The sequence below is a fragment of the Parcubacteria group bacterium genome, assembly GCA_016181765.1.
Classification (GTDB): domain Bacteria; phylum Patescibacteriota; class Patescibacteriia; order UBA2169; family UBA2169; genus CG10-46-32.
Genome location: JACOYR010000006.1, coordinates 81,539 through 106,147 on the forward strand (window position 1 = coordinate 81,539; position 24,609 = coordinate 106,147).

Below are 24,609 nucleotides of genomic sequence, written 5' to 3' on the forward strand. Positions count from 1 at the left end.
CACGTTATGTTTCTTTTTTTGGTTTTTGGACCGGGGCAGGTTCATTCTCCCCTGCCTCAACCTCGGTCGCGGACACCGAACAATGGCCGTGCAGCACTGCGCCGGGCTCAATGGAGAGTATTTTGGTAATGATGTCTCCGGTAATTTTTGCGGATCCGCCGAGCTCAAGGCTGTCTTTGACGGTCACATTTCCGGCAATTTCTCCGCGCACAATTGCGCTCGCAGACTCCACATTTGCTTTAATCTTAGCCCCTTCTTCCACTTTTAGGTTGCCTTTGGTCTTGAGGCTCCCATTCACAATCCCCTGCACCAGCACATCCCCGTCGCTCTTAAAATCTCCCTCAACTTTAACGCTCGGCCCAATAATGGTCTCCACCTCCCCCTCTTTCATTTCAAAGCTTTTTTGTTTTTCTCCCTTGTCGCGTCCGTTAAACATTGCCATAATAGTGCCCCTTTTAATGATTATAGGTTCCTATAGTATACTAAAATGGGCATGCATTGTAAAAATAACGCTATTACGGTATAATTCGCCTATATTTTGCTCGGATGCGGAACCCCAAACCCCAACTCTGACGCGGGCCCTTAGCTCAGCTGGCTAGAGCGCTTCCATGGCATGGAAGAGGCCACCGGTTCAAATCCGGTAGGGTCCACCATAATTTGTCAAAATTGTCAACTTTTTCATGATGGGTTGAACAAAATTTACATGGGTTGAACAAAAATTATGAATCTGACGCGTCCTTATAGCTCAATTGGATAGAGCAGTGGCGTCCTAAGCCATTGATCCAGGTTCAAGTCCTGGTAAGGACACCAGACAAATTGTTCAGTGTTAAACTTTAAAAATACCTCTTTCTTACAAATTTTCTCTTGGGCTCACCGCAGGCGAGTTAAGAGAAAATTTGAGAGGAGTAGGCGTGCGGAGGGTGTAGTCAGTGCTGTAAGGCACAGAAGAAACCCGCAGCGCGACTACGACGAGGGCCTGTAGCTCAGTTGGTAGAGCGCCACATTCGCATTGTGGAGGCCAGGAGTTCAAATCTCCTCAGGTCCACCAGACAAGTATTGTTTAAAAAATCCTGACAACATTTGTTGTTAATAGTATGTATTTGAGTTATTCACATGTCCTGTGGATTTCCTGTGAGAAAGGCTAATATTAGCCAAATTAAATCTATGTGAATAACTTATCACTTATTTGTTTATTTATTGTGCATATACGCTTATCATCACTTGTCAGGAAAAATCCTGACAATTTTTATACACACATACTCAATAAGATGCGAATAAATAAATAAGAGTTATTAGTGTTATATTTTTATAAATAAACACTAGTGTTAGCCTTAAATTTTACTTATTCACCTATTCCACAGTATTATAGTTATTAATATTAGACAGTATTCTAAAATGAACATATAATAAATCATGCTTTGTCTTTAAATAAACACTTAAAATATGCCAGCGCTAGAACTTACGGACCAAAATTTTAATCAAGAGGTTGAGCAAGTTAAGGGAGTGGTCCTTGTAGATTTTTGGGCGCCGTGGTGCGGGCCGTGCAAAATCCAGGGCCCCATAATTGATGAAATTGCGGATCAGGCCAAAGATGTAAAAATAACAAAACTCAATGTAGATGAAAACCAGGAGTCCGGGTCAAAATATGGAGTTATGAGTATTCCAACAATCATTATATTCAAAGACGGCAAACCAATAGAAATATTAGTTGGGTTACATAAAAAAGACGATATACAGGCAAAGATTGATATAGTAAAAAATAGCTAATATTAGCCAAAATGTAGTATGGCTAATATATCAAAACTCATTATTATTGGTTCGGGAAACGCGGGATATACTGCAGCGATTTATGCTTCACGCGCCCAGCTTAAGCCGATTTTGTTTACCGGGTTTGAGCCGGGCGGCCAGCTCTCACTCACCACTGATGTGGAAAACTTCCCCGGGTTCCCAGAAGGCATTCAGGGGCCGGAACTAGTTCAAAGGATGCGCAAACAAGCAGAGCGGTTTAGCACTAACATTATTGATAAGGCGGTTGATGGGGTTGATTTTAAGAGCCGCCCGTTTTCGGCGTGGGCTGGGGAAGACCAGTACCAATCAGACGCAGTGATTATTGCAACCGGAGCCTCGGCCAAGTGGCTCGGCCTTCCTTCGGAGCAGCGTTTGCGCGGCAAGGGCGTATCAAGCTGCGCCACGTGCGATGGGTTTTTCTTTAGGGGCAAGGACGTGGTGGTGGTCGGCGGCGGCGATGTATCTTTGCAGGATAGTATATTTCTCACTAAGTTTGTTGCGGGCATCACAGTGCTGGTGCGCAAAGACTCATTCCGCGCGAGCACGTACATGAAGGAAAAAGCAGAGAAAAATCCGAAGATAAAATTTTTAATGAATACCGAAGTTGTTGAGGTGCTTGGAGAAAATTCCGTGTCCGGCGTGAAAGTTAAAAATAACAAGACCAACGAGGAGTCGGAGATCCTATGCCAGGGCGTGTTTGTGGCAATCGGCCACGCGCCGAACACTGATATTTTTAAGGGCCAGCTTGAGCTTGATATAAAAGGCTATGTGGTGCTCAAAAACGGCATGATGACGAGCGTCCCGGGCGTGTTTGCGGCAGGAGACGTGCATGACCACGAATACCGCCAGGCAATAACCGCGGCAGGGGCGGGCTGCGCCGCTGAAATAGACGCAGAGCGCTGGTTGGAAAAACAAGAACCATAATAAGAAAACCGCCCTATGTCCGCATTTGAGAACGCAATGCAGCAGCTGGATGCTGCCGCACAAAAACTTAACCTTGGCCCGGGCGCGGTTGCAAAGCTCAAAGAGCCGAACCACATCCACGAGTTTGACATTCCCGTGATGCTGGACAGCGGTTCAGAGAAAAAATTCAAAGGCTATCGCGTGCAGTTCAATAACAGCCGCGGCCCGTACAAGGGCGGCATCCGTTTCCATCCGCAGGTTGATGTTGACGAGGTGAAGGCCCTGGCGTTCTGGATGGCAATCAAAACCGCGGTCGTAAACATTCCCATGGGAGGCGGCAAGGGAGGGGTTTCGGTCAACCCCAAAGAGCTATCAAGCGCCGAACTGGAGCGGCTTTCGCGCGCGTGGGTTGCGCACATGGCTCCGCACATTGGCCCGCACCAGGACGTGCCCGCCCCGGACGTAAACACCAATCCGCAGATTATGGATTGGATGGCAGATGAGTACGAAAAAATTACCGGCGAGAAAACACGCGCGACATTTACCGGAAAATCACTTGAGGCTGGCGGAAGCGAGGGCCGGGGCACCGCAACCGGCCAGGGTGCTTTTTACGTGCTGGGGGAGCTTATGGCTGCCCTGGGCATGGAGCTAGCCGGAAAGCGGGTTGTGGTTCAGGGGTTTGGGAATGCGGGCTACCACTTTAGCCAGCTCGCCTCTGCCGCGGGCTGCCGCATTGTCGGGGTTTCTGATTCCAAGGGCGGCATCTATAATCCGGATGGCTTGCACATTGAAGCAATCATGAAAACAAAAGAAGAGCGGGGTTCGGTGGTTGCGAGCGATGCCGGAACCAGCGTTTCAAACCGCGAGCTTTTGGAGCTTGCGTGCGACATCCTGGTGCCTGCTGCCCTTGAAAACCAGATCACCAAAGAGAACGCAGGCAGGATCCAGGCTAAGGTGGTTCTTGAAATCGCGAACGGCCCCACCACTCCGGAAGCGGACGCGATCCTGTGGGCAAAAAAAACCTACGTGGTCCCGGACGTGCTTGCAAACGCGGGCGGAGTCACGGTGAGCTACTTTGAGTGGGACCAAAACCTCAAGGGCGAACACTGGAGCGAGAAGGAAGTGTTCGCCAAACTTGAGTCAGTGATGAAAGATGCATTCAGGGCAGTGTGGGACGCGCACAAGGAACACAATGTTGATCTGCGCACAGCCGCGTTCATGGTTGCGGTCCGCCGGATCATTGAGGCGATGCAATAGCGCCGGTATGCGCGGGATGATTCGTTGTTCTCTGTTTTTTGGCGTTCATTTGTTGTATACTAAATGCGTATGCCAAACCAGGATGCGTCATTCTTGAATCCAGACAGCATAGTGAGCCAGCTCAAGCTTGCTCCCGGCTCCCAGGTCGGCGATTTGGGCTGCGGAACCGGCTACATGTCATTTGCCGCGTCCCGCGCCGTGGGTGCAAAGGGCAGGGTGTATGCGGTTGACGTGCAAAAGGCGGTTCTTGAACAAGTAAAGAAAGAGGTGCGGGTTGAGGGCATTTCCAATATCACCGCCATTTGGTCAGACCTGGAAGTGCCCGGGGCAACCCAGATTGCGGCCGCATCCCTTGACGCGGTGCTCCTGGTGAATATACTGTTTTTAGTGAAAGACAAGGCCGCGGTGTTTAAGGAAGCGAAACGCCTGCTTAAAAAAGAAGGCACTCTGCTCGTGGTTGACTGGCTGCCTGGCGCAACCGGCATTGGCCCTGCCCCGGATGCGCGCGTGGGCGCGGATCAGGCGCTGCAGCTTGCCCAAAGCGCGGGGTTTGAAAAACAGGCGGATATAGACGCAGGAAAATTTCACTACGGAATAGTATGTAAACAACAATGAGCATAGACATTCTACTTCATCTCCTTTCCCCGGCATATTTGTTCAACAAGAATCACGGGCCATTCACTTCAAACCTCGCGGACGTGTTTTTGTGGTTCAATATCGGGCTCTTGGCGCTTGCCGTCCTGGTTAAAATTTTATCTAAAAAAGGTGATATTTTCGCCAAAAAAGCAGCATCAAAGTTCAATTCCCTTGCCTGGACCATGGGGCTTATCGGCATTATTTTGTACGGATTCAGACAGATAAATGTGCTGTATCTGTCTGCCCCTGTTTTTATCCTGATCTGGGGGATTATAGCGGTAATTTGGCTAACCTTGGCGCTTAATTATAGGTTCAATACTGTTCCTATGCGGAGAAAACAGGTTAGCCGTGAATCAAACAAGCGGGACTATTTTGAGTAATGGGCTCCCCAACTCAAAACCTCGGATCGCGCGGGGAAGACATTGCTGCTTGGTATTTGGTCAAGGCAGGATTTCGGATACTCGCGAGGCGCTTCCAGAACAGGTTCGGCGAGATTGATCTTATTGCCGAGGAAGCTGGGCAGACCGTGTTCGTGGAAGTGAGGGTGCGTTTAAAAAGTATGCGCGGCTTGCCGGAGCAGACTATTAACTCCGAAAAACAAAAAAAACTCCAAAAGATTATTTCCGCTTACATTAGCCTAAAAGAAATTGAAGATTTCAGGGTTGATGTGGTGACAATCAGCCCCGGATCAACGCCAAAGACCTTGAATATCAGGCACCACAGGGCGCAGTGCGAGGCGCTGGATTTTTAAGGGGACTTTTCCATAGGCTATACACAGAATTACCCACACCCCTTGTTTTAGGATATTTTTTTGATGTTTTGTTTTTTGGTTTTTTGCGCTACAATATACTTAAGTTCATTCAATCGGCCATAGCTTGTACGCAGGAGGCAAGCAGCCTAGACCTCATTTCTCTTCATCAATCAGAAACAGGAAGAGGCATGAGCATTCGGCCACACTATGGCCACGCCACAACAGCACACACGGTTTTGGGGCTCTACCAACAGGAGCGCAAAACATACTCTAATTGCAGCAGGACTCGCCATAATCGCAAGCGCGGTTTTTGCGCTGTCCGGATCCCAGGGAGTAGAGGCAGCTTCTGCACCGATTCTGGCAAGCCCGGAGCAGGGGCAGAGCTTCACCGCCCCGGCGCCGGTTTTGGCGGGAACCGCGCAGGGAGCGAGCGAGGTATTGGTGTTCATAGATAGTGTACTCAATGGCGCCGCAACAGTCACCGACAGCCGGTTTTTGTATGTCCCGTTTTTGCCGCTTGGGTCAGGCGGGCATGCTATCCAGCTGCAGGCGCGCGATGCGGCAAGCGGAGAGCTTTCAGAGTTGAGCCTGGTAACACTCATTACAGTTATCCCGAATCCATCTCCCGCGCTTTTGGTCCCTTCAGAAGGAGCCAAGCTCGGAGCTGACCGCGCATGGGTCGGCGGGGTTGCGGCTAACGGCTCCTTGGTCCGGATTTTGGTTGACGGGGTTGAGCGCGCCCGCACCCAGGCCAAAGACCACGCATCCGGTACCGCAAGCTTCGGGACAGAGCTCAAGGGCTTAGGGCTCGGGGAGCACGCCATCACTGCCGTTGCCCGCGATTCCCGCGGAAAAGAGAGCTTCGCGTCACATGCGCTCACCATCAACATCCTTCCCCCCACCCCGGCGCCGGTCCTGTTCAGGCCCGTTGTAAACGCTGATTCAGGCATTGAGCGGCCGTTTATCACGGGGATCGCAAAGAACGGATTTGTGGTCTCAATCGTGGTTGACGGAAAAATTTTGCAGCAGATCCCGCTCGGCCAGGATCCATCCGGGGTTATCAGCTTTGCGTACCAGCCGCGGCTTGCTCTCGGTTTGGGCAGACACACCATTGAAACGTTCGCGTCTGACCGCGGCAAACTCTCCAATAATTCATTGCCGATTTACTGGCAGGTTGGCGATGCGGTGCCGAGCGCAGGCATAATTGATGATGAGGAGCCTGTGCCAGCCGAGGAGCCTGCGGCAACAGAGAACCAGGGCGAGGAGCCAAAGTCCCCGATTGCGGTTTCCGAACCCGAGAAACCAACCCCTTTGACGGTGACTGATCTGCTGGCTGAACCCGGAGAGCCCGAACAGCCGGTTGTTCCGGATGCACTGCCCGAGGCGCCATTGGTCCCGCAAACGCCCGCGGGCCGCATTATTGCTGATGACGAGGGCTCACTCGGCGCTGCGGATGGGCCTAAAGAGCTTGCGCAGGCGGACGAAGAGGCTGGGGCCGAAGACGATGAAGTTACGGAGATTGCGCCAGGGGCCGTGGTGCGGCAGACTGACGGCGCGGCAAGTGAATTTACACTCAACACATCCCTGGTTATCGGCATTGTGATCCTTGTATTCCTCTTGCTCTCTATTTTGGTGTGGTACATCCAGGAAAAGCGCTCCCAGCTCGGGGAGCGCGTGGTGAGCATTTTTAAGGAGGATGATGAGTCCGTAAACGTTAATGTGACCCGTTTGCCCGGGGACAAAGAGGAAAAGAAAGAAGGCGAAAAGAGAAAACCGGATAATACCCCGCCTCCCCCGGAGTTGCCGCGCTATGACATGCCCCCGCGGTTTGACGGGCCCGATGACCTGCCTCCCCCGCCTCCGCCGATGTTTTGATGAATACACGCCCCGCTCTTGGAGCGGGGCGTGTTGTTGCGCTTGCCATTTCCCAAAAACGTGCTACCATACCAGTAGGCTAGTTATACGAAAGGTAGACTAGCTATTTTTTCTACCTACAAAAGCCTATGTCAAAAGAAGTGCTACAAGCCATCAAAGCCATTTGCGACGAAAAGCACATCTCCGTGGAGAGCGTGCTTTCCACTATTGAGCAGGCGCTGGCCGCCGCTTTCCGCAAAGACTTCGGGAATCGCATGCAGAACCTGAAGGTTGATTTTAATCCGGAAACCATGGCCATCAAGGTCTATGACGTAAAAACCGTGGTAGAGGATCAGGAACTGGACGAAGAGGGGAACGTGATCGGCGCAGAAGGCGAGACCATTGAAAAGACGGAAGAGAAGCCCGAAGAGAAAAAAGAGGGCCAAGCTTCTGCGGCAATTGAGGGCGAAGAGGAAGAAGAGCGGTTCAACCCAAAGACGCAGATTATGATTTCGCAAGCCCGCGAGATTAAGCCGGGCGCTGAACTCGGCGAGGAGCTGGTGCAGGAGCTTGAGGTTCCGGGCGAGTTCGGCCGCATGGCCGCGCAGACCGCGAAGCAGGTCATTATCCAGCGCCTGCGCGAGGCAGAGCGCGAGGTCGTGTTCAACGAGTACAAGGACAAAGAGGGAACGCTCATCAACGGCACGATCCAGCGCATTGAGGCGGGCAACGTGTTGGTTGACATTGGCCAGGCAACGGCCATCATGCCGCCTTCCGAGCAGGTGCGGAGCGAACACTACTCTTCCGGATCGCAGCTGCGCTTTTTCATCAAATCAGTCGCAACCTCAAGCCGCGGGCCCGAGGTGATTGTTTCGCGCAGCGCGCGCGAGCTGGTGCGCCGATTGTTTGAAATGGAAGTTCCGGAAATCGCGGATGGTGCCGTGCTCATCAAGTCAATCGCCCGCGAGCCGGGGAGCCGCTCAAAGATAGCGGTTACTACCTCCGCAGATAATGTGGATCCGGTGGGTTCGTGCGTGGGCCAGCGCGGCACGCGCGTGCAGTTCATCATCAACGAGCTGGGCGGAGAAAAAATTGATATTATTGAGTGGGACGCGGACGACATCCAGTTCATTAAGAACGCGCTTTCCCCTGCAAAGGTGGCTGATGTTGCTCTGCACGAGGAAGCCCGGACCGCGGAAGCGTTCGTGGCCGCTGACCAGTTTTCTTTGGCCATCGGCAAGCAGGGACAGAACGTCCGGCTCGCGTCCAGCTTGACCGGATGGAGGATTGATATTAAGCCAGCCCAAGGCGTTGCCGCCCCCGAAGCTCCGGCAAAGGGGCCCCAAGAGCCCGGAGCGCCGGAAGAGGCTGGAAAAAAAGAAGAGGCCGCACGCTCAAACGGGGAAGCCGAACACGTGGAAGTGCCCAAGCCGGAAGTGCCCAAGCCAAAGGAGGAACCAACGTCAGATACATAATTAAGGGATACCTACTATGTCTACGTATCTTCTTTTTTCACTCGCGTCCTCGGTGCTCGCCATTTTTGCGGGTACCGTGCTTGCGGCATGGGTGCTCGGGCGCAAAGCAGGGGACCAAAAAATGCAGGAGATTGCCGTTGCGATCCAGAAAGGATCAAAGGCGTACCTCAACCGGCAGTACCGGACCATTGCGGTTGTGGCGTTTCTGGCATTTTTCGCGATTGGCTTTGGGCTGTCCTGGAACATGGCGTGGGGCTTTTTGGTCGGCTCGGTGTTCAGCGCGGTTGCGGGGTATGCGGGCATGAACGTGGCCGTGCGCGCGAACGTGCGGGTTGCGCACGCGGCAAGCCGCGGGCTTTCCAAGGCAATGGCAGTCGCGGTGCGCGGCGGGGCAGTAACCGGATTTTTGGTTGCGGGCTTGGCCTTGCTCGGCGTTGCCGGGTTCTACTCTTTGAATAAGGATGTGAACGCGCTCATCGGCCTCGGGTTCGGCGGGAGCCTTATTTCCATTTTCGCGCGCCTCGGAGGGGGCATCTACACCAAGGCGGCTGACGTGGGCGCGGATCTTGTAGGCAAGGTGGAAAAGAACATTCCCGAAGACGACCCCCGCAACCCGGCCGTGATCGCGGACAATGTCGGCGACAATGTCGGCGACACCGCGGGCATGGCCGCTGATTTGTTTGAAACCTATGCCGTAACCATGGTTGCGGCCATGCTCCTTGGCACGCTCCTGTTTCCTGATTTTGAGAATGCGGTCCTGTACCCGCTCGTTTTGGGCGGCATATCCCTTATCGCGTCAATTATCGGGCTCTTGTTCGTGCGCCTCGGAAGCCGCGAAAACATCATGGCAGCCCTGTACAAGGGGCTGGTTGCGACCGGCGTGCTTGCCTCGGCCGGATTTTACTATGCAACGCTCCGGCTCATGGAGGGAAACGGGCACTTTGTGCCGCTGAACGTGTTCTACGCGGCTTTGGTCGGGCTTGGGGTGACTGCCGGCTTGGTTGCCATTACTGACTACTACACCTCGGACAAGTACGGCCCGGTCAAAGGGATCGCGGACGCTTCAACCAAAGGGCACGGCCCCAACATCATTGCGGGCTTGGCGGTGTCCATGCGCGCAACCGCCCTGCCGGTGATTGTGATTGCCCTCGGCATCTGGGGCTCGTACGCGTTCGCGGAGCTCTACGGCATTGCGGTTGCGGCGGTTTCCATGCTCTCGCTTGCCGGCATGATTGTTGCGGTTGACGCGTTCGGGCCCATCACGGACAATGCGGGTGGCATTGCGGAGATGGCGGGCCTTCCCGCTGATGTCCGTGACGTTACAGACAAACTGGATTCGGTTGGCAACACCACCAAGGCAGTCACCAAAGGGTATGCCATCGGCTCTGCGGGCTTGGCCGCGCTTGTCCTGTTCGCCTCATACTCCCAGGAATTTGTCCTGCACGGCAGAGAGCTCCTGTTCAGGCTCTCTGACCCGCTCGTCATCATCGGCTTGTTCATCGGCGGCCTCTTGCCCTACTACTTTGGCGCCCTGGTGATGGAAGCGGTGTCAAAGACCGCGGGCAAAGTGGTGGAAGAGGTGCGCCGGCAGTTTAAGGAAATCAAAGGCATCATGGAAGGCCGCGCCAAGCCTGACTACGGCACGTGCGTTGACATTGTCACCAAGGACGCCTTGCGGCAGATGTTTGTGCCGGCGCTCATTCCCGTGCTTTCTCCTGTTATCGTTGCCTGGCTCTTGGGGCCGGTTGCCCTGGGCGGCATGCTTGTCGGCTCCATTGTTACGGGCTTGTTCGTGGCCATTTCCATGACCACGGGCGGCGGCGCGTGGGACAACGCCAAGAAGCTCATTGAGGCGGGCGCGCACGGCGGCAAAGGCTCGGAAGCGCATGCGGCCGCGGTCACCGGGGACACGGTTGGGGACCCGTACAAGGATACGGCAGGCCCAGCCATCAACCCCATGATCAAAGTGATCAATATTGTCGCGCTTTTGATTGTTGGATTTTTGGTATAGTATGGAAAAAACAATCTACCCGTACGTAGCGTGGACATTCCCGGCCACGAATGCTTTTTTCCTCAAGTCTGCGCACGGGCTGGATAACATTCCCGCTTGAGTGGGTCTTGGCTGCTCTGGTGTATCGCAAGATCCGCAAGCCCGTGTGGTATGTTGCGCGGGATGACTACTGGTGGGGCACATGGTGGACAAAACCTATTAAGAACGCGCTCGCAACGCTCTTGGTTGATTGGCGCAATCCGAGCGCCGTGCTCAAAGAGGCCGAACGGGTGCTTGAGCAGGGGGGCGTGGTCGGCATGTACCCGGAAGGGACGCGCAACACGGACGCGCGCGCTTTGGCATTGGGCAAGACCGGCGTGGCGCGTTTGGCGCTCGCTTCCTCCGCGCCCGTGATACCGGTCGGGTACGCCGGGCCCTCCATTGCAACGGTCTGGGACGTTATCCGGGAGTTTGCGTTCAAGCGGAATGCCGCCACTCTGTCGTTCGGGCGCGCGGTTGACCTCTCCGCGTGCTACGGCAAGCAGGTCACGCGCGAACTTTTGTACCGCGCCACGGACGATATCATGGCCGCCATTGGAGCATTGTGCGGAAAGCGGCCCCGCTTGCACGAATACAGCGGGTAGAGTATGCTAGCCATTCATGCAGATTAGCGAGAACAAACTATCAGCATCGGTTCTTGAATTGGTTTTTGACCTTGAGCGGGGCGACATTGAGCAGGATTTGCAGTGCGCGGCAAAACATATCGCCGAGCACATTGAGATTCCGGGTTTCCGCAAAGGCACAGCTCCCTATGATGTGCTTGCGCGCCACATCGGCGGGGAAGCAAAGATTTACGAAGAGGCATTGCAGTCCATTGTAGGCCGCACCCTGGGGGCGGCTGTTCGCGAGCGGAATATGGACGCATCAGGCGAGCCCGACATCAGCATCACCAAGATGGTGCCGCCTTTTGGTGTTGCCTACAAAGCAGCCATTGTCCTACTGCCGAGCGTTACCTTGGGGGATATTTCAAGCATTACGCTTGAGAAAAAAGAAGTAAAAGCAAGCGATGCCGAGGTTGAGAAAGTCATCAGTAATTTGCGCGAACTGCACGCCGCAGAAGCCGCAGCGGACCGGCCGGCACAGCACGGCGACCGCGTGGTTTTGGATTTGGAAGTGAAGCGCGCTAACGCGGCCATTGAGCATGGGGCGTCAAAAGATTTTCCGCTGGTCCTGGGCGAGGGAAGATTCATCCCGGGATTTGAAGAGCAGATCATGGGCTTGAAAGCCGGGGACAAGAAAGAATTTGAATTAATGTTTCCGGACGGGTACTACGAGAAGTCTTTGGCAGGCAAGCCTGCGCAGTTTGCGGTTTCCATCAAACAAGTATTTGAGCGCACTGTACCCGAAATGGATGATGCATTCGCACAAGAGCTTGGCCACAGCCAGACTGCGGATGATTTGCGCACGCAGATCCGCGAGAGCCTGCAGTACGAAAAAGAGCGTGAAGAGCGGGAGCGCTTTGAAATGGCGGCCATGGACGAGCTGGTCAGGCGGTCGGAGTTTGGCGAGATTCCGGATCAGCTCATTGCACGCGAGGCACGGAAGATGCTCGCCGAGCTTGAGCAGAATGTTGCCCGCCAGGGCATGAAGTTTGAGGATTATCTTGAGAGCATCAAAAAGCCAAAAGATGATTTGGCCCGCGAGTTCCGGCCCCAGGCAGAGCATCGGGTCAAAGTCAGCCTGGTGGGCCGCGAGCTCGGCAAGCGGGAACAAATCAAGATCAGCGATGATGATGTCGCGCGGGAGCTTGCCATCGCCAAAAAGGCGTATGCATCCCAGCCCGAACTGGCGGCAGAGCTTGAGAGTCCGCGCTACCGCGACTATGTGCGCAACATGCTGGTGAGCCGGAAAATTTTTAAGGCACTGGCGGAAAAGGTTTCTTAATTATTCCCCCTCCTGTATTGAGGAGGGGGTTAGGGGGTGGTTATGCCGCAACGCATCACGGTAAAAGTTACGCCACGCTCAAAAGAGAACAAAATTATCGGGCTTAAAGACGGCATCTTGCGCGTGCGCATTACCGCGCCCCCGGTTGAGGGCAAGGCCAACAGGGCCCTGGTTGAGTTTTTGGCGGACGCGTGGGGAGTTTCCAGGCAAAGCATCCGCATTGTCCGGGGCGAAACATCGCGTGAGAAAGTTTTGGAAGTTCCGGACAGCATACCTTTACAAAAAGGCATGATTTGATATACTTTTTTTGTCTTAAATATACAAAATTTCCGTTGGGCTGAGCGAAGCGAAGTTAACGGAAATTTTGAGAGGAAGAGGCGGACGAAAGCCGAAGCAGGCTCGCGCAGTGAGCATGCGGAGGCTGTAGTCCGACTCTGACGAGCGGGTATCGTATAATGGCTATTATGCCACCTTGCCAAGGTGGAGATACGGGTTCAATTCCCGGCTACAGTGATGGTGCGTGCCGGGATGGTGGAATGGTATACACGCGACACTTAAAATGTCGTGCGCTATGCGCATGTGGGTTCGAGTCCCGCTCCCGGCACCACATAAAAAAAGCAGCCTCGCACGGAGCATCGTGCGAGGCTGTTCGGCGTACCCGGATACGGGCACTACCATTCGGATGAGCTGAATTCCGTGTGGTGGCCAACACGGAAAAACATGATGATGCCGTTGTCGCCCTGTTTCCAGAAGAACCGGTACTCCCTGTTTGAGCGGCTTTCAAAACTTCCTCCCGGAATGCCGGTTATGTCCAGGCCTTGCCGCCGCTTGGTCTTGAACGAGGAGTATTGCTCCCCATGTGCGGCAAACCGATGTAGCGCTTCAACCACTTCCAGGCGTTCGCGCTCCTGGAGGCCTTGCAGGTCGCGCAGAAATCGGTCTTCATACTGCATAGCCCTGCCGTCATGTACGGCCTTGGGAAGCCGCGCGCGCAGTTCTTCGCGCTCCTGCGCGCCAGTATCGGTGAGTTCCAGCTTTTGCGCCAACTCATAGATTCGGCGTCCATCCTCGCCTTGTGTGGCTGTTTGCTCCAGAAGCTCCCAGAGCTTTTTGCCCTCTACCGTGCGCAGCCTTTCCTTCAGGGTGCGCACTTTTTGTTGGAGGAGCGCTATTTGTTCCTGCGCTTTTTGGAGCGCCCCTGATGCTTGCGCAAGTGTTGCTTCAAGAGCTCTTTTTTCCCTTTCCACTATCTTTATCCGGCGCATCTGTGCCTCATGGTCGTTTGTTTGTCGGTTGGTTGTTGGATTCAATGTGCGGTACCCATTGGTATACCAGAATGAATTGGTTGCGTCAACCAATTTGCGCTTTTTGCGTTTTTTAGGTAGGGTTTGATGAGGATTTGCAAAACAACATTCACGCAGTTCATTGTTAACCGAGGCCAAGATTTGGCCGGAAAACCGGAGGATTGTGGAATGAACCGAGTAGAGCGGGCGCTCATCAGCGTTTCGGACAAGACCGGCCTCGTGGAGTTTGTACGTCGGCTCGTTGCCCTAGACATCCGGATCATCTCAACCGGCGGCACGGCCCGAACACTGCGGGAAGCCGGGATTCCGGTTACCGACGTTTCCGAGGTGACTGGGTTTCCGGAAATCCTCGGCGGCCGGGTCAAGAGCATGCATCCAAAGATTCACGGCGGGATTCTGGCGAAGCGCGATGACGAAGGCCACATGCGCGACCTCGCGCAGCACTGCATCAAGCCCATTGAACTTGTGGTCGCGAACTTCTACCCGTTCGTGGAGACCCTTGGGCGGCCAGGTGCTACGCTTGAGGAGGCGGTGGAGCAGATTGACATCGGCGGACCGGCCATGCTCGCGGCCGCTGCCAAGAACCACGCGCACGTGGTTCTTGTTCCCGACCCAGGAGACTACGATACTGTCGCGTGCCTCCTGGAACAGAATAGCGGCACGGTTCCGCTGCGCTGGCGCATGAGTTTCGCTACCACCGGGCTCCGATACGCTTCCGAGTACTACGGCGTTGTCGCGAAATACCTGGAAAAGCAGAACGTCTAGCGGGCGCTCTGCCAGCGCCTTGGCCGTGCCGCGGACTACTACAGAGATGTAGGGTCTGCGGCACGGCTTTTCTTTTTGGTTGACAATCGTCAGAATTGGAATTAAGGTAGCCAGTAGCAACCAAACAGCAGTTCCCTCTAAACTTAGGGAGGTGTGCGCCATGAGCGTCATACCCAAGTCTCTGAAGGTTGGCGACGAGTTCACGGTAACGTTCCGGGTGGCAAGCGAGCTCGCCTACGGCGAGAACCGCGATCAGTCCCCGGCGTTCGTGTGCTCCGACGGCAGCGATGACCCGCTTGCCCTGCACCAGTTCGCCGTCGTCTCCGGCACGCCGGGCTACATCAACATGGCGGACTGCGACCGCGCGCTGCAGGTGCTGTGCCTCATGCACGAAGCCCTCAAGCGGCAGTTCCCGGGCAAGTTTCCGTTTATCGCCATTGCCTGCAAGCACGGCAATCCATGCGGCGCGGCCATTGACTGGCGCGATCCGGTGGTTGCCGTGTTCAAGGCCATGGACGGGGACCCGAGCGCTGTGATGGGCGCCGAGGTGATGGTCAACTTTCCGGTGACTGGCGAGGTCGCGGAGATCATCTACCTGATTCCGGATCACCTCCAGGATTCGGTCGGCAGGAAGTTCTGGGGGCCTGACGTGGTTTTCGCTCCTGCGTTTGACGATGAAGCCGTGGCACTCTTGGGCAAGCGCGAAAAGCGCAGGCTGCTGGTGAATCCGGCGCTAGGGCAGCCGTTCATGCCGCGGTACGAATGGGTCCTCCGTCCGGCGCGCGGCGGACCTTTGTGTCAGCGGGCTCCGGTGTATGTGTTCGGAGATGGAGGCATAGACTGGGCCTTTGACCGTTCCACGCTCTCGTCTGACGACCTCGCGACCATCATCCTGGCCTGGGCAGTGGCGTGGCGCTCCAACAGCAACTGCGTGGTGCTCGCGCGCGACCTCAAGCTCATTGGCCCAGGCGTGGGCCAGCAGGACCGCCGTTTCTGCTGCAAGCTCGGGATTGAGCGCGCCAAAGCCGCCGGTCACACAACCACTGGTTCCTTCTTTGCCTCGGACGCGTTCTTTCCGTTCGCAACACGGAATCGCGACAGTGATCCGCCGGATGGGCCGGAGCTCTTGTTTGAAGCCGGTTGCAGAGGAGGCGTGGTTCAAGCGGATGGCGTCAGGCTTGCCGAGGTCAAGGCGTTTTTCGCAGAACACAAGATGCGCGTTGCGTTCATCCCTTCGGACCACCGGGGATTCAGCAACCACTAGCAGCTTCTGAAGCTGCGCGGCCGTGCCGCGGACTACTACAGGATGTAGGGTCTGCGGCACGGCTTTTTCTTTTGCTTGCGTTTTTTGGGCAAATAGTCTAGAGTTTTAATAGTTCACAAAACCCAGCCTCAAGGAGGGGCTGGGTTCATTGTTCTCTATCAATTGAGGAGTTTAACGATGCCAGGTCGGCCGATGTACCAGGAGCGAGTCATGCTCGCGGCGCTCGCGACGAACGCGATGGAGATTCGGGACGTGCAGGCCGGAGAGCAGGCGTTTCTGTATTCCTCCGGCAATCATGGTCCCGGGTATGTGACCATCAAGGGTAAGGTTGGGCAGAAGTCCATCATCGTTCCGTTTGCGTACCAGCTTGCCATCAGGGTCGCGGAAGCTGTTCCCGATCTCGACTTCGTGGCGGGCAACGTGTCCGGCGGCGTGGTTCCGGGTTGGATTTTGAGTGAAGCGCTGGAGAATCTCATGGGTAGGCGCGTTCCGTTCGTGTACATTCGGGACACGCGCAAGAAGGGAGGCCAGCGCGAGCTCATCACTGGATTGGACAATCCGGATGTCGTGGAGGGTGGCACCGCGGTCGTCGTGGAGGAGCTCGTGAACTTCGCGCAGACCACATGCAATGGCGCCGAGGCGCTCCGTGCGAGCGGGTACAACGTCACCCACGCCTGCTGTATTCTCTTCTACGGCAATCCCAAGTCGGTTGAGGCGCTTCGCGAGACGGGGTTGGAGATGGTGTACCTGTTCACCTTGCGGGAGTTTCTGGACGTGGCAGGTCTTCACCACACCCACACTCCGCACCAGTTGGACATCTACCGCGAGTTCCTTAAGGATCCACTGGGATGGCAGGCGCGCCACGGCTTGGAGCCGGTCAAAGACGGGGGAACCCGATGAGCACCCAGCTCTTCGTGGCGCTGGATGGTATCAAGGAGAAGACCAGACAGACACTAGAAGAAGTAGAGCTGTTCATGGCTGTTGATGGGGACTTCGGGTTCAAGATCAACCTGGACTACGTACTTGCCGTGGGCTGTGAGGCTGCGGTGCTTGCCGTCGGGCAGTTCGGCCGACCGATTTTCGTGGACCTCAAGATGTGGAACGGCGGCAGGACTATGGCTTCCGTTGTTGCGGGCCTAGCTCAGCTCGGTGTTGCTTACACGAACGGCTACGCCCTGGCGGACAAGGAGCTGGCGCACGCCGTGAGGGCTGCCGAGGGAACCAACACCGAGGTGCTGGGACTGACCGTGCTGACGCACTACGACGATGCCTACTGCCGTAGGCACTTCCTCCGGTCGCTGCTAGATACCGTGGGGCACCTTGCGAAAGTTGCCCTTGATGCCGGGTGTCGCGGCGTCATACTTCCAGGCACTACCCTTGGCGCGGTCGCGGACATTGCGATTGACCCGTGGGTTCCAGGTGTTCGGCCGCCATGGTATTCGGATGACCGGCACTCGGAGGAGATTACGCCCCGGGCAGCCAAGGAGGCGGGTGTAAAGGCTGTGGTGTGCGGAAGCCCCATCATGAAGTCCGACGACAAAGTCGGAGCACTGCGTGCGGTACTAACCGACCTTGCCGCCTGAACAGCGTTCAGGGCGGTATGGTACAAGGGGGCGTTCGTCTTTCGGGACGGCCGCCCCCTTTTTATTGACAAAAATAGTGTGGTATGATAAACAAGTAGGTTCAACATCAACCACCCCCCTACCCCCTCTTAGTCTCCCCCTTACATATCACCCCAGAAATGCCTTCGGCAGTTTCTGGGGACCCCGACTAAGGGGGGAGAAAGTAAATGGTATGGCAGACGAAGAGAAGCAAGAATCCATCTGGAAGTTCTATTTCCAGTCCCGGTGGCAGACCGCGCTCGCGGCGCACTATTTGATTGCGGTTGCCTATCTGGTGATTTTTTACGCGAACAATTTGTTCGTGGCGTTCAAGTTCGCGTTTTTCACGTTCTCAACCAGCGCCCGCCAGCTCGGCCTGGAGTTTGCGTTGTGGGGCGTGGTGTTTATGATTACCGTGCTCGTGCCGTTCTTTACGTCCTGGTATGCCATTTTCCTTTTGCCGAAAATTTGGCAGTCGCCTTACACGAAGCCGCAGAAGAGCGTACTGACCATTCTCATGATTGCGGTGTTTGCATCGGTCATCATCATCGCGGACACCATTGCGCGGTATACGCTTGAGACCGGGGTGCTGCGCGAGTTCGCGCAAATCCACGGCATCCGGCTTTAACGCTTTTTCTCCAGTTCCGCGAGCCGCTTCTGAATTTCGGACCGCATGCGCGCAATTAGGATGATGAGAATTAAAATAAGTGTACCCGAAGTTGCGAGCAGGTACATGAGTAGCTTCTGCGGCTCGTTGTTTTCGGGAATGCGGAACCGGCTTAACTCATCGGCTGGCCCGGTCTCTGCTCCCAGAACCTGGGGATTCTTCGTTTCTGCCACTTCTGTTTTGTCCAGCAGTTTGATGTCATCCTGGTACCGCGGCAGCACCCGATATCCGCCTGCGGTTTCACTCACCAATCCTATCACCTCAAGCCAGTCGCCTGCTTTTGCGGCGGGCTTTTGGATTGCCGCAGTTGTTTGGAACGTGATTTTTGCTTCCCCGCTCCCGTCATCAATGAACCAGCTAGCGCCCTTTTTTTCCGCCAGTTCTCCGGTAAGCAGGACGAGCGCGCCTTCCATGAGTTCTCCGATATCTCCTGTTGCGGTTTCTTGCGGCAAGGGCGGTTCAGATTCGTAGAGCGCCGCAATATCCTCTTTTGCCGTTACCTTGAGGCGCATCTCGCCGCCGGTTTCAGTGAGTTCGCCGATGACGCCGATCACATCCCCGAGCGCAAGCTTTGGCCAGTCTTTTTTGGAAAAGTACACCTGGATGCCAGGGCTTCCGGTGATGTAGAAATAGGTTTTTGCAAGCACTCCCGGCTCCACAGCCACAGTTCCCTGCACCCGCACTTCAGTACCAAGCTCCAGTTCGCGAATGTTGGGAAGATCAATATCCACCAATTCCCCCTCCTCATAACCGAGGAGGGGGTTAGGGGGTGGTAGTGTGAAATCGAACACGTCCGCGCCGACAGGAGCGTCGCGGCCGCTTTCTGTGTTGGGTTCGCCCGGTGTCTTGTTCGCAGACCAGTACCAAAAATCATCATCAGATTTTGTGTATGATTCGTCTTCCTGCACGTCTTCATACAGCACGCTATCAATCAGCGCGTTGCTTGGGTCAAACAATCGCACCTCGTCGCTCGTGTTGTTGAGCGTGAGCTTGGTTTCCTCTTTGCCGAGCGCAAGATATGATTGTGCGTTGATGATTCGTTCACTAAGAGTGTGCGGCTTGGAACCGCCTTCTTCATCATCAATCACCCAGTTGTCCAGGACGACATCAAACTCGTTCGGGTTGTAGAGCTCAATCCATTCCGCGTCATCTGCGCCCGCTGGATCCGGAAAAATTTCAGTGATAAAGATCTGGCCGGTTGTGGCCGCGTTCAGGGATTGAGCGGCCGAGACGCTGCCTGGTGATTGCGTGCTGCGCAATGACACCACGTCAACGGCGTCTAACACGTCAATGGTGGCGGTTGCGGCCGCGTCATGTTGCCCGTCGCTGACTATCAAATAGATGAGGTGCTCTCCGAGTTCATCAAATGCATAACTGAATGTCGGTCCGGATGCCTGAAAGCTTTTACCAATGGCCCAGAAGTACGAGAGCTTGTCATCATCCGGGTCTGTTGAATCAAGGCCGGATACGTATGCCTGCTCGCGCGGGGCAACGGGATTGTATTTGAACGTAATTGCCGGAATGGGCGGCTCATTGGGCGTGGTGATGCTGTTCTGTTGGGACGGGGTTTTGGCGCCGGACCACAGGAACGCGTCTTTCGCGATGTCATACGAGAGCGAGTATCCTTCAGTGGTGCTTGTATAGGAGTGCGTGTCAATCAGGTTCCCGTTTGCATCATACAGGTAGATGGTTTCGCTTCCATTATTGAGCGCAATCCCGGTCAAACTGCGGTAGAGCGAGTAGTACTCCCCAGGAACCAGTGTTATGCCTGCCAGGGTTTTTATTTTCGCAGCATCCGCAATTTTCCACCCCTCAAGAGATATTGATTTGTCCTGGTTGTTCCAGAGCTCAATGAACTCATTGTTTTCGTCTCCTTCCGGGTTTGGGAAAATTTCAGTGATTTTAACTTTGTCCGGGTCGCCTTGCGGGGTTGCGGCTTTGGATGTTGATGATTCAGGCGTTCCGCCCGATGACCCGGATGATCCGCTGCCTGTTGATTCCTGCGGTTCTTGTTGCTCGTTTTGCGCTGGCGGAATCGCCCCGCTTCCCGGCGTTTCAGAAGCCGCAACCCACGCGCCATCCAAAAACTGCAATGAGTTTCCGTCCCCGTCCGCGCCTTGCGTGTTTTCGTATGTCACGCCGCTAAAAAAGCTTTCCCCTTTGTCGCTGGAAAGCTGTATGGTGTCAGACGTGTTGTTGAGCGACATCACCGTATCAATCACCGTGCCAGTGTACCCTTGGTGCGCATCCAGGAACGTTTGCCCGTCGCTTGCGAGGATCGCGTACCCTCCCGCAGGAACGGTCAAACTTTCCTGGATGAGCGTCAGCGTGTGGTTGGAGCCGTCATTGAACCGCCATGAATCGTTGCCGCTCCCCTCAATCAGTGTAACCTCTTCTGTGCCGCTGTTGAAAATTTCAACCCACTCGGTTTTAGTGTCCGTGCCAGACGGATTGTACATGATTTCCGTGAATACAATGTCGCTTGCCGCGGCAGCAGCACTGCCTGCCCAAACAAAAAAGCCACCCGCAAGAATCAGGACAAGCGCGCTTCTCGGCGCCAGTGTCTTTGTCCGATGATTTTCCATACCATACGTATTGTACCACACAAAGCATCCGGCCAATATAGACGTGTAGTCTTGATTTGTTATACTTATCGTATCAGAAGGGGTATTGAGCATATAACGTAAATTATATGGAAACAGAAAGATACCGGCCGAGCGAGGCCGAAATACATGCCATTAACCAAGAAGCGCTTTCCGCGTCTGGTCCGGAATATGTTTCCGCGCCAGACATCCTGAACGCGCGTGAAGCCATACTCAGGAGCTTTAATGTTCCGGAGCCGCCGGCCGACACGGTGCGCAGGCCAAAATCAGCAAAAGAGGGTAGATTACCGAGCCAGATGGAAGTTGCCATGCAAAAGACAGATCCCTCTTCTACTTCGGTTGAAGCGTTGGATGCAATGGTGGCCCAAGAAGAGAACGCGGAGCAGGTTCGTGCGCAGGAAGCCGAACGCAAGGCGCAGTTCGTAACGGAGACCGCGCAGATTTTTTTTGATAAGCGTTGGAGCCAGGAGATTTCCGGTGAAACTGTTGATGCCATGCTTAGGCGGAACGGGATTGAGCCATGGACCGACCAAGCTGCCGCGTTTATGGCAGAATGGGATCGCAAGCAGGCCGAAGCCGCGTATGATGAAGCGGTGCGCCGGTTTGACGGGAACATTAAGGCTTCACGCGCGGAAATTGAGCGGCTTGAAAAAACGCAGAAAAGCGCGGCCACGAGTTCGGCCCGCACACGCGCCGAAAAGGCGCTAGAGATTCAGGAAAGCCTGCTCCATGCTCTAGAGTCAGATAGATATGCTTTTGTCCGCGGTGAAGGCGAGGCGGCGGCCGAACCAGCCGGAGCGCAGGGGTCTCCCCAGGAATCCCAAAACAAAGGCGTTAATCCGTTTGATGAAAAAAATTGGCCCCCGGCTGCAGAACGATATAGGCCGGACGAAGTTGTTCCAGGCGCACTGCCAAGTTTTATCGCCTCTCCGGACCAGGAGCGACAAACCGAAACAATTGATTTTGCATCAGCCCCGGCCGGGGCTGATGCAAAAAGCGCAGAACTAAAGAAAACGCAAAAGTTCGCGCGTGGCCAGCTCATTGAACTTCCTGACGGCAGGAGGATTCGGGTCGCCAAGAAAAGGCTTTGGAGAGACAAATACTATGTTGAGGAGTTAAATCCGGATGGCACCCCCAAGTTCCGCGTTGATATGGAAGGAGATTATTTGCGGCAAGGAACGGAAGTGGACGAGGATAGCGAGGAAAGCGGAGGCTCGGCGGAGGAGGCTCCAGCCGAAGAAGAGCGCATGGCCGCGTAAGCGCATCTCATGCGTTTAAATAAAAAAAAGGCTCCATCATGATGGAGCCTTTTTTGGTGCCGGAGGAGAGACTCGAACTCTCACGCCTTGCGGCAATAGGTCCTAAACCTATCGTGTATACCAATTTCACCACTCCGGCGCGTAAATACAATCAAAATATACAACAATTAGCCAAAAATGTCCATATTTGACATCTATCTTATCTTGAACTATAATTATGCATAGATATTGATCTACATACGCAGTTATCAACGCGTAATCCACAGTTTTATCAACACATATATGAGAAAAGGGCTAACATTAAACGAAAAGCTTAGCGGATAAGAGTGCTTATTGTTGTAAAAATAGTAAGAATCCGCTAAGATTAGCGGATTTTTTAGTCCCAGCCATAAAAAAATTGATTTCTAGAGAATAGTCGCGCAAGATTGCTCTGTGGAAGTCAGTTGATAGCAGTTTAAAAATTCATGTAGCCTCCATATCATAAACCAGTATGGAAGGCTACGGGAAACGAGCATCACCTGCCAATATGCTATTTGCGGCATAGCGGCAGGATTACCTGTTTGAGGCGATTCAATAGCGCCGCACGCAGGACAAAGCAATCTGCTTAACCATTTAAGCGGTTGCGCACACTCAAGTGTAAACGGTGGATGCCTCGACACAAGAAGCCGAAGAAGGACGTTGCAGGATGCGAAAAGTCTCGGTGAGGTTCCAAGCAACCTTTGACCCGGGAATGTCCGAATGGGGAAACCCATCTAGATGGAAGATCTAGATATCTCTGCCTGAATACATAGGGCAGTTGAAGGTAACCTGGCGAATTGAAACATCTTAGTAGCCAGAGGAACAGAAAGAAACACACGCACGATTTTTTACCAGCAAGCATCATGAGTTGCTGGTAAAGGATCGTGTTCTATTCCGTAAGTAGCGGCGAGCGAAAGCGGAGAAGCTAAAACCTTTCAGGCTGAAATTGCGTGAAGCTTGCTTTTAGTAAGCGGATCGCGATGGAAGGCTTTGCGGCCACATGCCTGATTGGAGTTGTGAGGATAGTATATTCTAAACGCGCAAACGTTTAGAGAGAGCATTGTTTAACTTCCCTAGCAGAACCTGTTGGAAAACAGGGCCAGAGCGGGTGATAGCCCCGTACGCGAAAGGGGTTAGCACTCTTTATACTAACCCTCGAGTACCTCGGGGCCCGAGAAACCCCGTGGGAATCCGGCGGGAAAGGTGAAAAGCACCCCGGAAGGGGGATGAAATAGTATCTGAAACCGTTTACTTACACAGAGCCGGAGCCTGCCGCAAGGCGGGTGACGGTGTTCCTATTGAAGAATGAGCCAACGAGTTTGTACGTACTGTAGCTTAAGCTCCTCTGGAGCGCAGGCACAGGGAAACCAAGTCTTAACGGGCGAAAGCGGGTTCCCATAAAATGCGCAAGCATTTTATGGGTGCTCCATTATTATAGTACGTACAAGACCCGAAGCCGGGTGAGCTAACCATTGCCAGGGTGAAGTTGCCGTAACAAGCAGCGGAGGCCCGAACCCACTAGTCGTATAACGCTAGGGGATGAGCTGTGGTTAGGGGTGAAATGCTAATCGAACTCGGCAATAGCTGGTTCTCCTCGAAATAGTTTTAGGACTAGCACGTTGTATACCCGCAGGGGTAGAGCACTGAATGGGATGAGGTGGCGCAAGCCTACTTATCCTAACCAAACTCCGAATACTGCGGCTTTGAGCAACGTAGTCAGACCGTGGGGGCGAAGCTCCATTGGTCAAAAGGGATACAGCCCAGACCGTCATCTAACTAGGAGGTTGGCTTAGAAGCAGCCATCCTTTAAAGAAAGCGTAACAGCTCACTAGTCCAGTCCTTTTGTGCCGAAAATTTAACGGGGCTAAACTATGCACCGAAGATACGGGCTTGCCGATTTATCGGCGAGCGGTAGAGGAGCGTTTCAGTTGCGCTGAAGCGTACACCGCGAGGTGGCGTGGAGCGACTGGAAGTGAGAATGTTGGCATGAGTAGCAAAAAGACAGGTGAAAACCCTGTCCGCCGAAAACTCAAGGGTTCCTGGGCAACGATATTCGACCCAGGGTGAGGCGATCCTAAGCCGAGGCCGAAGGGCGTAGGCGATGGATGAGACGGTTAATATTCCGTCCCTGGTGCGCGCGTTCCGTATGTTGACGCAGTTTTAACTGCTTGAACGTTTTTTTGGATTGAAACGTTTGCGCCACGGCCTTTCGGGGCCAGGGCGCGAAGAGGAAAAGCCTTCGGGCGGCTCCAATTCAGGCGTGCGAGCTGCCAAGAAAACGCATACGGGCATAGCGCGTACCATTCGTACCGCAAACCAACACAGGTGAGTAGGTCGAGAAGACCAAGGCGTACAAGACAACCCTCGTTTAGGAACTCGGCAAAACAGCGGCCGTAACTTAGGGATAAGGCCTGCCCGCAGCAATGCGGGCCGCAGCTAAAGATTTCAAGCGACTGTTTACCAAAAACACAGGTCCCTGCGAAAGCGCAAGCTGATGTATAGGGACTGATGCCTGGCCAGTGTCCGAACG

Annotated in this window: 21 protein-coding genes, 5 tRNA genes and 1 rRNA gene; 23 read left to right on the forward strand and 4 right to left on the reverse strand. The window is 54.3% G+C overall.

The genetic code is table 11. The annotated features are described in order from the left end of the window. Window positions 1-4 precede the first annotated feature (4 nt). The gene (locus HYT31_04955; GenBank protein MBI2051116.1) at window positions 5-442 is read right to left on the reverse strand and encodes a polymer-forming cytoskeletal protein; all 438 of its coding nucleotides are present in this window, start codon (window positions 440-442) and stop codon (window positions 5-7) included. A 134-nt stretch (window positions 443-576) separates the two neighbouring features. Here HYT31_04955 and HYT31_04960 point away from each other — a divergent pair. The 16 genes from HYT31_04960 (at window position 577) to HYT31_05035 (ending at window position 13,205) form a co-directional block, all read left to right on the forward strand. Then, window positions 577-653: transfer RNA gene (locus tag HYT31_04960), tRNA-Ala, on the forward strand. A gap of 81 nt (window positions 654-734) precedes the next feature. After that, window positions 735-810, forward strand: a tRNA-Arg gene (locus HYT31_04965). Between the two features lie 162 nt (window positions 811-972). After that, window positions 973-1,048 (forward strand) — tRNA-Ala (locus HYT31_04970). Between the two features lie 395 nt (window positions 1,049-1,443). Beyond that, the gene (gene trxA / locus HYT31_04975) at window positions 1,444-1,767 is read left to right on the forward strand and encodes a thioredoxin (protein MBI2051117.1); all 324 of its coding nucleotides are present in this window, start codon (window positions 1,444-1,446) and stop codon (window positions 1,765-1,767) included. Window positions 1,768-1,785: 18 nt separating this feature from the next. Next, complete coding sequence (gene trxB / locus HYT31_04980) at window positions 1,786-2,712, forward strand: thioredoxin-disulfide reductase (protein ID MBI2051118.1); 927 nt, start codon at window positions 1,786-1,788, stop codon at window positions 2,710-2,712. 15 nt (window positions 2,713-2,727) lie between these two features. Then, window positions 2,728-3,948 (forward strand): Glu/Leu/Phe/Val dehydrogenase, encoded by a 1,221-nt coding sequence (locus tag HYT31_04985; GenBank protein MBI2051119.1) that lies wholly within the window; start codon window positions 2,728-2,730, stop codon window positions 3,946-3,948. A gap of 69 nt (window positions 3,949-4,017) precedes the next feature. Next, complete coding sequence (locus HYT31_04990) at window positions 4,018-4,563, forward strand: class I SAM-dependent methyltransferase (protein ID MBI2051120.1); 546 nt, start codon at window positions 4,018-4,020, stop codon at window positions 4,561-4,563. Between the two features lie 38 nt (window positions 4,564-4,601). After that, window positions 4,602-4,964 (forward strand): hypothetical protein, encoded by a 363-nt coding sequence (locus HYT31_04995; protein MBI2051121.1) that lies wholly within the window; start codon window positions 4,602-4,604, stop codon window positions 4,962-4,964. After that, window positions 4,964-5,335, forward strand: coding sequence for a YraN family protein (locus HYT31_05000; GenBank protein ID MBI2051122.1), 372 nt, complete (start codon window positions 4,964-4,966; stop codon window positions 5,333-5,335). Before HYT31_04995 ends, HYT31_05000 begins: the two co-directional genes overlap by 1 nt. A gap of 207 nt (window positions 5,336-5,542) precedes the next feature. Then, window positions 5,543-7,210 (forward strand): hypothetical protein, encoded by a 1,668-nt coding sequence (locus HYT31_05005; protein ID MBI2051123.1) that lies wholly within the window; start codon window positions 5,543-5,545, stop codon window positions 7,208-7,210. A gap of 128 nt (window positions 7,211-7,338) precedes the next feature. Continuing rightward, entirely contained in the window at window positions 7,339-8,664 is a 1,326-nt protein-coding gene (gene nusA, locus HYT31_05010; GenBank protein MBI2051124.1) for a transcription termination/antitermination protein NusA, read from the forward strand. A gap of 16 nt (window positions 8,665-8,680) precedes the next feature. After that, window positions 8,681-10,675: a sodium-translocating pyrophosphatase gene (locus tag HYT31_05015; protein ID MBI2051125.1), complete on the forward strand. Its 1,995-nt coding sequence runs from the start codon at window positions 8,681-8,683 to the stop codon at window positions 10,673-10,675. Between the two features lie 50 nt (window positions 10,676-10,725). Then, window positions 10,726-11,298 (forward strand): 1-acyl-sn-glycerol-3-phosphate acyltransferase, encoded by a 573-nt coding sequence (locus HYT31_05020; GenBank protein MBI2051126.1) that lies wholly within the window; start codon window positions 10,726-10,728, stop codon window positions 11,296-11,298. 16 nt (window positions 11,299-11,314) lie between these two features. Continuing rightward, entirely contained in the window at window positions 11,315-12,598 is a 1,284-nt protein-coding gene (gene tig / locus HYT31_05025) for a trigger factor (protein ID MBI2051127.1), read from the forward strand. A 42-nt stretch (window positions 12,599-12,640) separates the two neighbouring features. Next, on the forward strand, window positions 12,641-12,895 hold the full coding sequence (locus tag HYT31_05030; protein ID MBI2051128.1) for a YggU family protein: 255 nt from the start codon (window positions 12,641-12,643) through the stop codon (window positions 12,893-12,895). A 225-nt stretch (window positions 12,896-13,120) separates the two neighbouring features. Next, a tRNA-Leu gene (locus tag HYT31_05035) sits at window positions 13,121-13,205 on the forward strand. Between the two features lie 64 nt (window positions 13,206-13,269). Here HYT31_05035 and HYT31_05040 read toward each other — a convergent pair. Further along, window positions 13,270-13,845 (reverse strand): hypothetical protein, encoded by a 576-nt coding sequence (locus HYT31_05040; GenBank protein MBI2051129.1) that lies wholly within the window; start codon window positions 13,843-13,845, stop codon window positions 13,270-13,272. Window positions 13,846-14,070: 225 nt separating this feature from the next. Between HYT31_05040 and HYT31_05045 the strand changes: the two genes are divergently transcribed. The 5 genes from HYT31_05045 (at window position 14,071) to HYT31_05065 (ending at window position 18,160) form a co-directional block, all read left to right on the forward strand. Further along, a complete protein-coding gene (locus HYT31_05045; GenBank protein ID MBI2051130.1) occupies window positions 14,071-14,667 on the forward strand; it encodes an IMP cyclohydrolase in 597 nt (198 codons plus the stop codon). Window positions 14,668-14,827: 160 nt separating this feature from the next. Beyond that, window positions 14,828-15,931 (forward strand): hypothetical protein, encoded by a 1,104-nt coding sequence (locus HYT31_05050; protein ID MBI2051131.1) that lies wholly within the window; start codon window positions 14,828-14,830, stop codon window positions 15,929-15,931. 192 nt (window positions 15,932-16,123) lie between these two features. Beyond that, window positions 16,124-16,831 carry a hypothetical protein gene (locus HYT31_05055; GenBank protein MBI2051132.1) on the forward strand — a complete coding sequence of 236 codons (708 nt, stop codon included), beginning with the start codon at window positions 16,124-16,126 and terminating at the stop codon, window positions 16,829-16,831. Next, a complete protein-coding gene (locus HYT31_05060; protein MBI2051133.1) occupies window positions 16,828-17,514 on the forward strand; it encodes an orotidine 5'-phosphate decarboxylase in 687 nt (228 codons plus the stop codon). Before HYT31_05055 ends, HYT31_05060 begins: the two co-directional genes overlap by 4 nt. A 211-nt stretch (window positions 17,515-17,725) precedes the next feature. Further along, a complete protein-coding gene (locus HYT31_05065) occupies window positions 17,726-18,160 on the forward strand; it encodes a hypothetical protein (protein MBI2051134.1) in 435 nt (144 codons plus the stop codon). On the opposite strand, the gene HYT31_05070 is transcribed toward HYT31_05065, so the two are convergent. Continuing rightward, window positions 18,157-20,784 (reverse strand): lamin tail domain-containing protein, encoded by a 2,628-nt coding sequence (locus HYT31_05070; GenBank protein MBI2051135.1) that lies wholly within the window; start codon window positions 20,782-20,784, stop codon window positions 18,157-18,159. The two genes, HYT31_05065 and HYT31_05070, sit on opposite strands and share 4 nt — an antisense overlap. 107 nt (window positions 20,785-20,891) lie before the next feature. On the opposite strand from HYT31_05070, the gene HYT31_05075 reads away from it, so the two are divergent. Further along, a complete protein-coding gene (locus HYT31_05075) occupies window positions 20,892-22,061 on the forward strand; it encodes a hypothetical protein (GenBank protein MBI2051136.1) in 1,170 nt (389 codons plus the stop codon). A 54-nt stretch (window positions 22,062-22,115) separates the two neighbouring features. On the opposite strand, the gene HYT31_05080 is transcribed toward HYT31_05075, so the two are convergent. Next, a tRNA-Leu gene (locus tag HYT31_05080) sits at window positions 22,116-22,200 on the reverse strand. Window positions 22,201-22,690: 490 nt separating this feature from the next. On the opposite strand from HYT31_05080, the gene HYT31_05085 reads away from it, so the two are divergent. Beyond that, a 23S ribosomal RNA gene (locus tag HYT31_05085) occupies window positions 22,691-24,609 on the forward strand; the annotation flags it as partial.

Bases quoted from the DNA above. Each gene is read 5' to 3' on its own strand.
- HYT31_05070 (MBI2051135.1), bottom strand. From the start codon at position 20,784: ATGGAAAATCATCGGACAAAGACACTGGCGCCGAGAAGCGCGCTTGTC.
- HYT31_05055 (MBI2051132.1), top strand. From the start codon at position 16,124: ATGTACCAGGAGCGAGTCATGCTCGCGGCGCTCGCGACGAACGCGATG.
- HYT31_05045 (MBI2051130.1), top strand. From the start codon at position 14,071: ATGAACCGAGTAGAGCGGGCGCTCATCAGCGTTTCGGACAAGACCGGC.
- trxA (MBI2051117.1), top strand. From the start codon at position 1,444: ATGCCAGCGCTAGAACTTACGGACCAAAATTTTAATCAAGAGGTTGAG.
- HYT31_05065 (MBI2051134.1), top strand. From the start codon at position 17,726: ATGGCAGACGAAGAGAAGCAAGAATCCATCTGGAAGTTCTATTTCCAG.
- nusA (MBI2051124.1), top strand. From the start codon at position 7,339: ATGTCAAAAGAAGTGCTACAAGCCATCAAAGCCATTTGCGACGAAAAG.
- HYT31_05000 (MBI2051122.1), top strand. From the start codon at position 4,964: ATGGGCTCCCCAACTCAAAACCTCGGATCGCGCGGGGAAGACATTGCT.
- tig (MBI2051127.1), top strand. From the start codon at position 11,315: ATGCAGATTAGCGAGAACAAACTATCAGCATCGGTTCTTGAATTGGTT.
- HYT31_05075 (MBI2051136.1), top strand. From the start codon at position 20,892: ATGGAAACAGAAAGATACCGGCCGAGCGAGGCCGAAATACATGCCATT.
- HYT31_04955 (MBI2051116.1), bottom strand. From the start codon at position 442: ATGGCAATGTTTAACGGACGCGACAAGGGAGAAAAACAAAAAAGCTTT.
- HYT31_05060 (MBI2051133.1), top strand. From the start codon at position 16,828: ATGAGCACCCAGCTCTTCGTGGCGCTGGATGGTATCAAGGAGAAGACC.
- trxB (MBI2051118.1), top strand. From the start codon at position 1,786: ATGGCTAATATATCAAAACTCATTATTATTGGTTCGGGAAACGCGGGA.
- HYT31_05020 (MBI2051126.1), top strand. From the start codon at position 10,726: ATGCTTTTTTCCTCAAGTCTGCGCACGGGCTGGATAACATTCCCGCTT.
- HYT31_05050 (MBI2051131.1), top strand. From the start codon at position 14,828: ATGAGCGTCATACCCAAGTCTCTGAAGGTTGGCGACGAGTTCACGGTA.
- HYT31_04985 (MBI2051119.1), top strand. From the start codon at position 2,728: ATGTCCGCATTTGAGAACGCAATGCAGCAGCTGGATGCTGCCGCACAA.
- HYT31_04990 (MBI2051120.1), top strand. From the start codon at position 4,018: ATGCCAAACCAGGATGCGTCATTCTTGAATCCAGACAGCATAGTGAGC.
- HYT31_05015 (MBI2051125.1), top strand. From the start codon at position 8,681: ATGTCTACGTATCTTCTTTTTTCACTCGCGTCCTCGGTGCTCGCCATT.
- HYT31_05030 (MBI2051128.1), top strand. From the start codon at position 12,641: ATGCCGCAACGCATCACGGTAAAAGTTACGCCACGCTCAAAAGAGAAC.
- HYT31_05005 (MBI2051123.1), top strand. From the start codon at position 5,543: ATGGCCACGCCACAACAGCACACACGGTTTTGGGGCTCTACCAACAGG.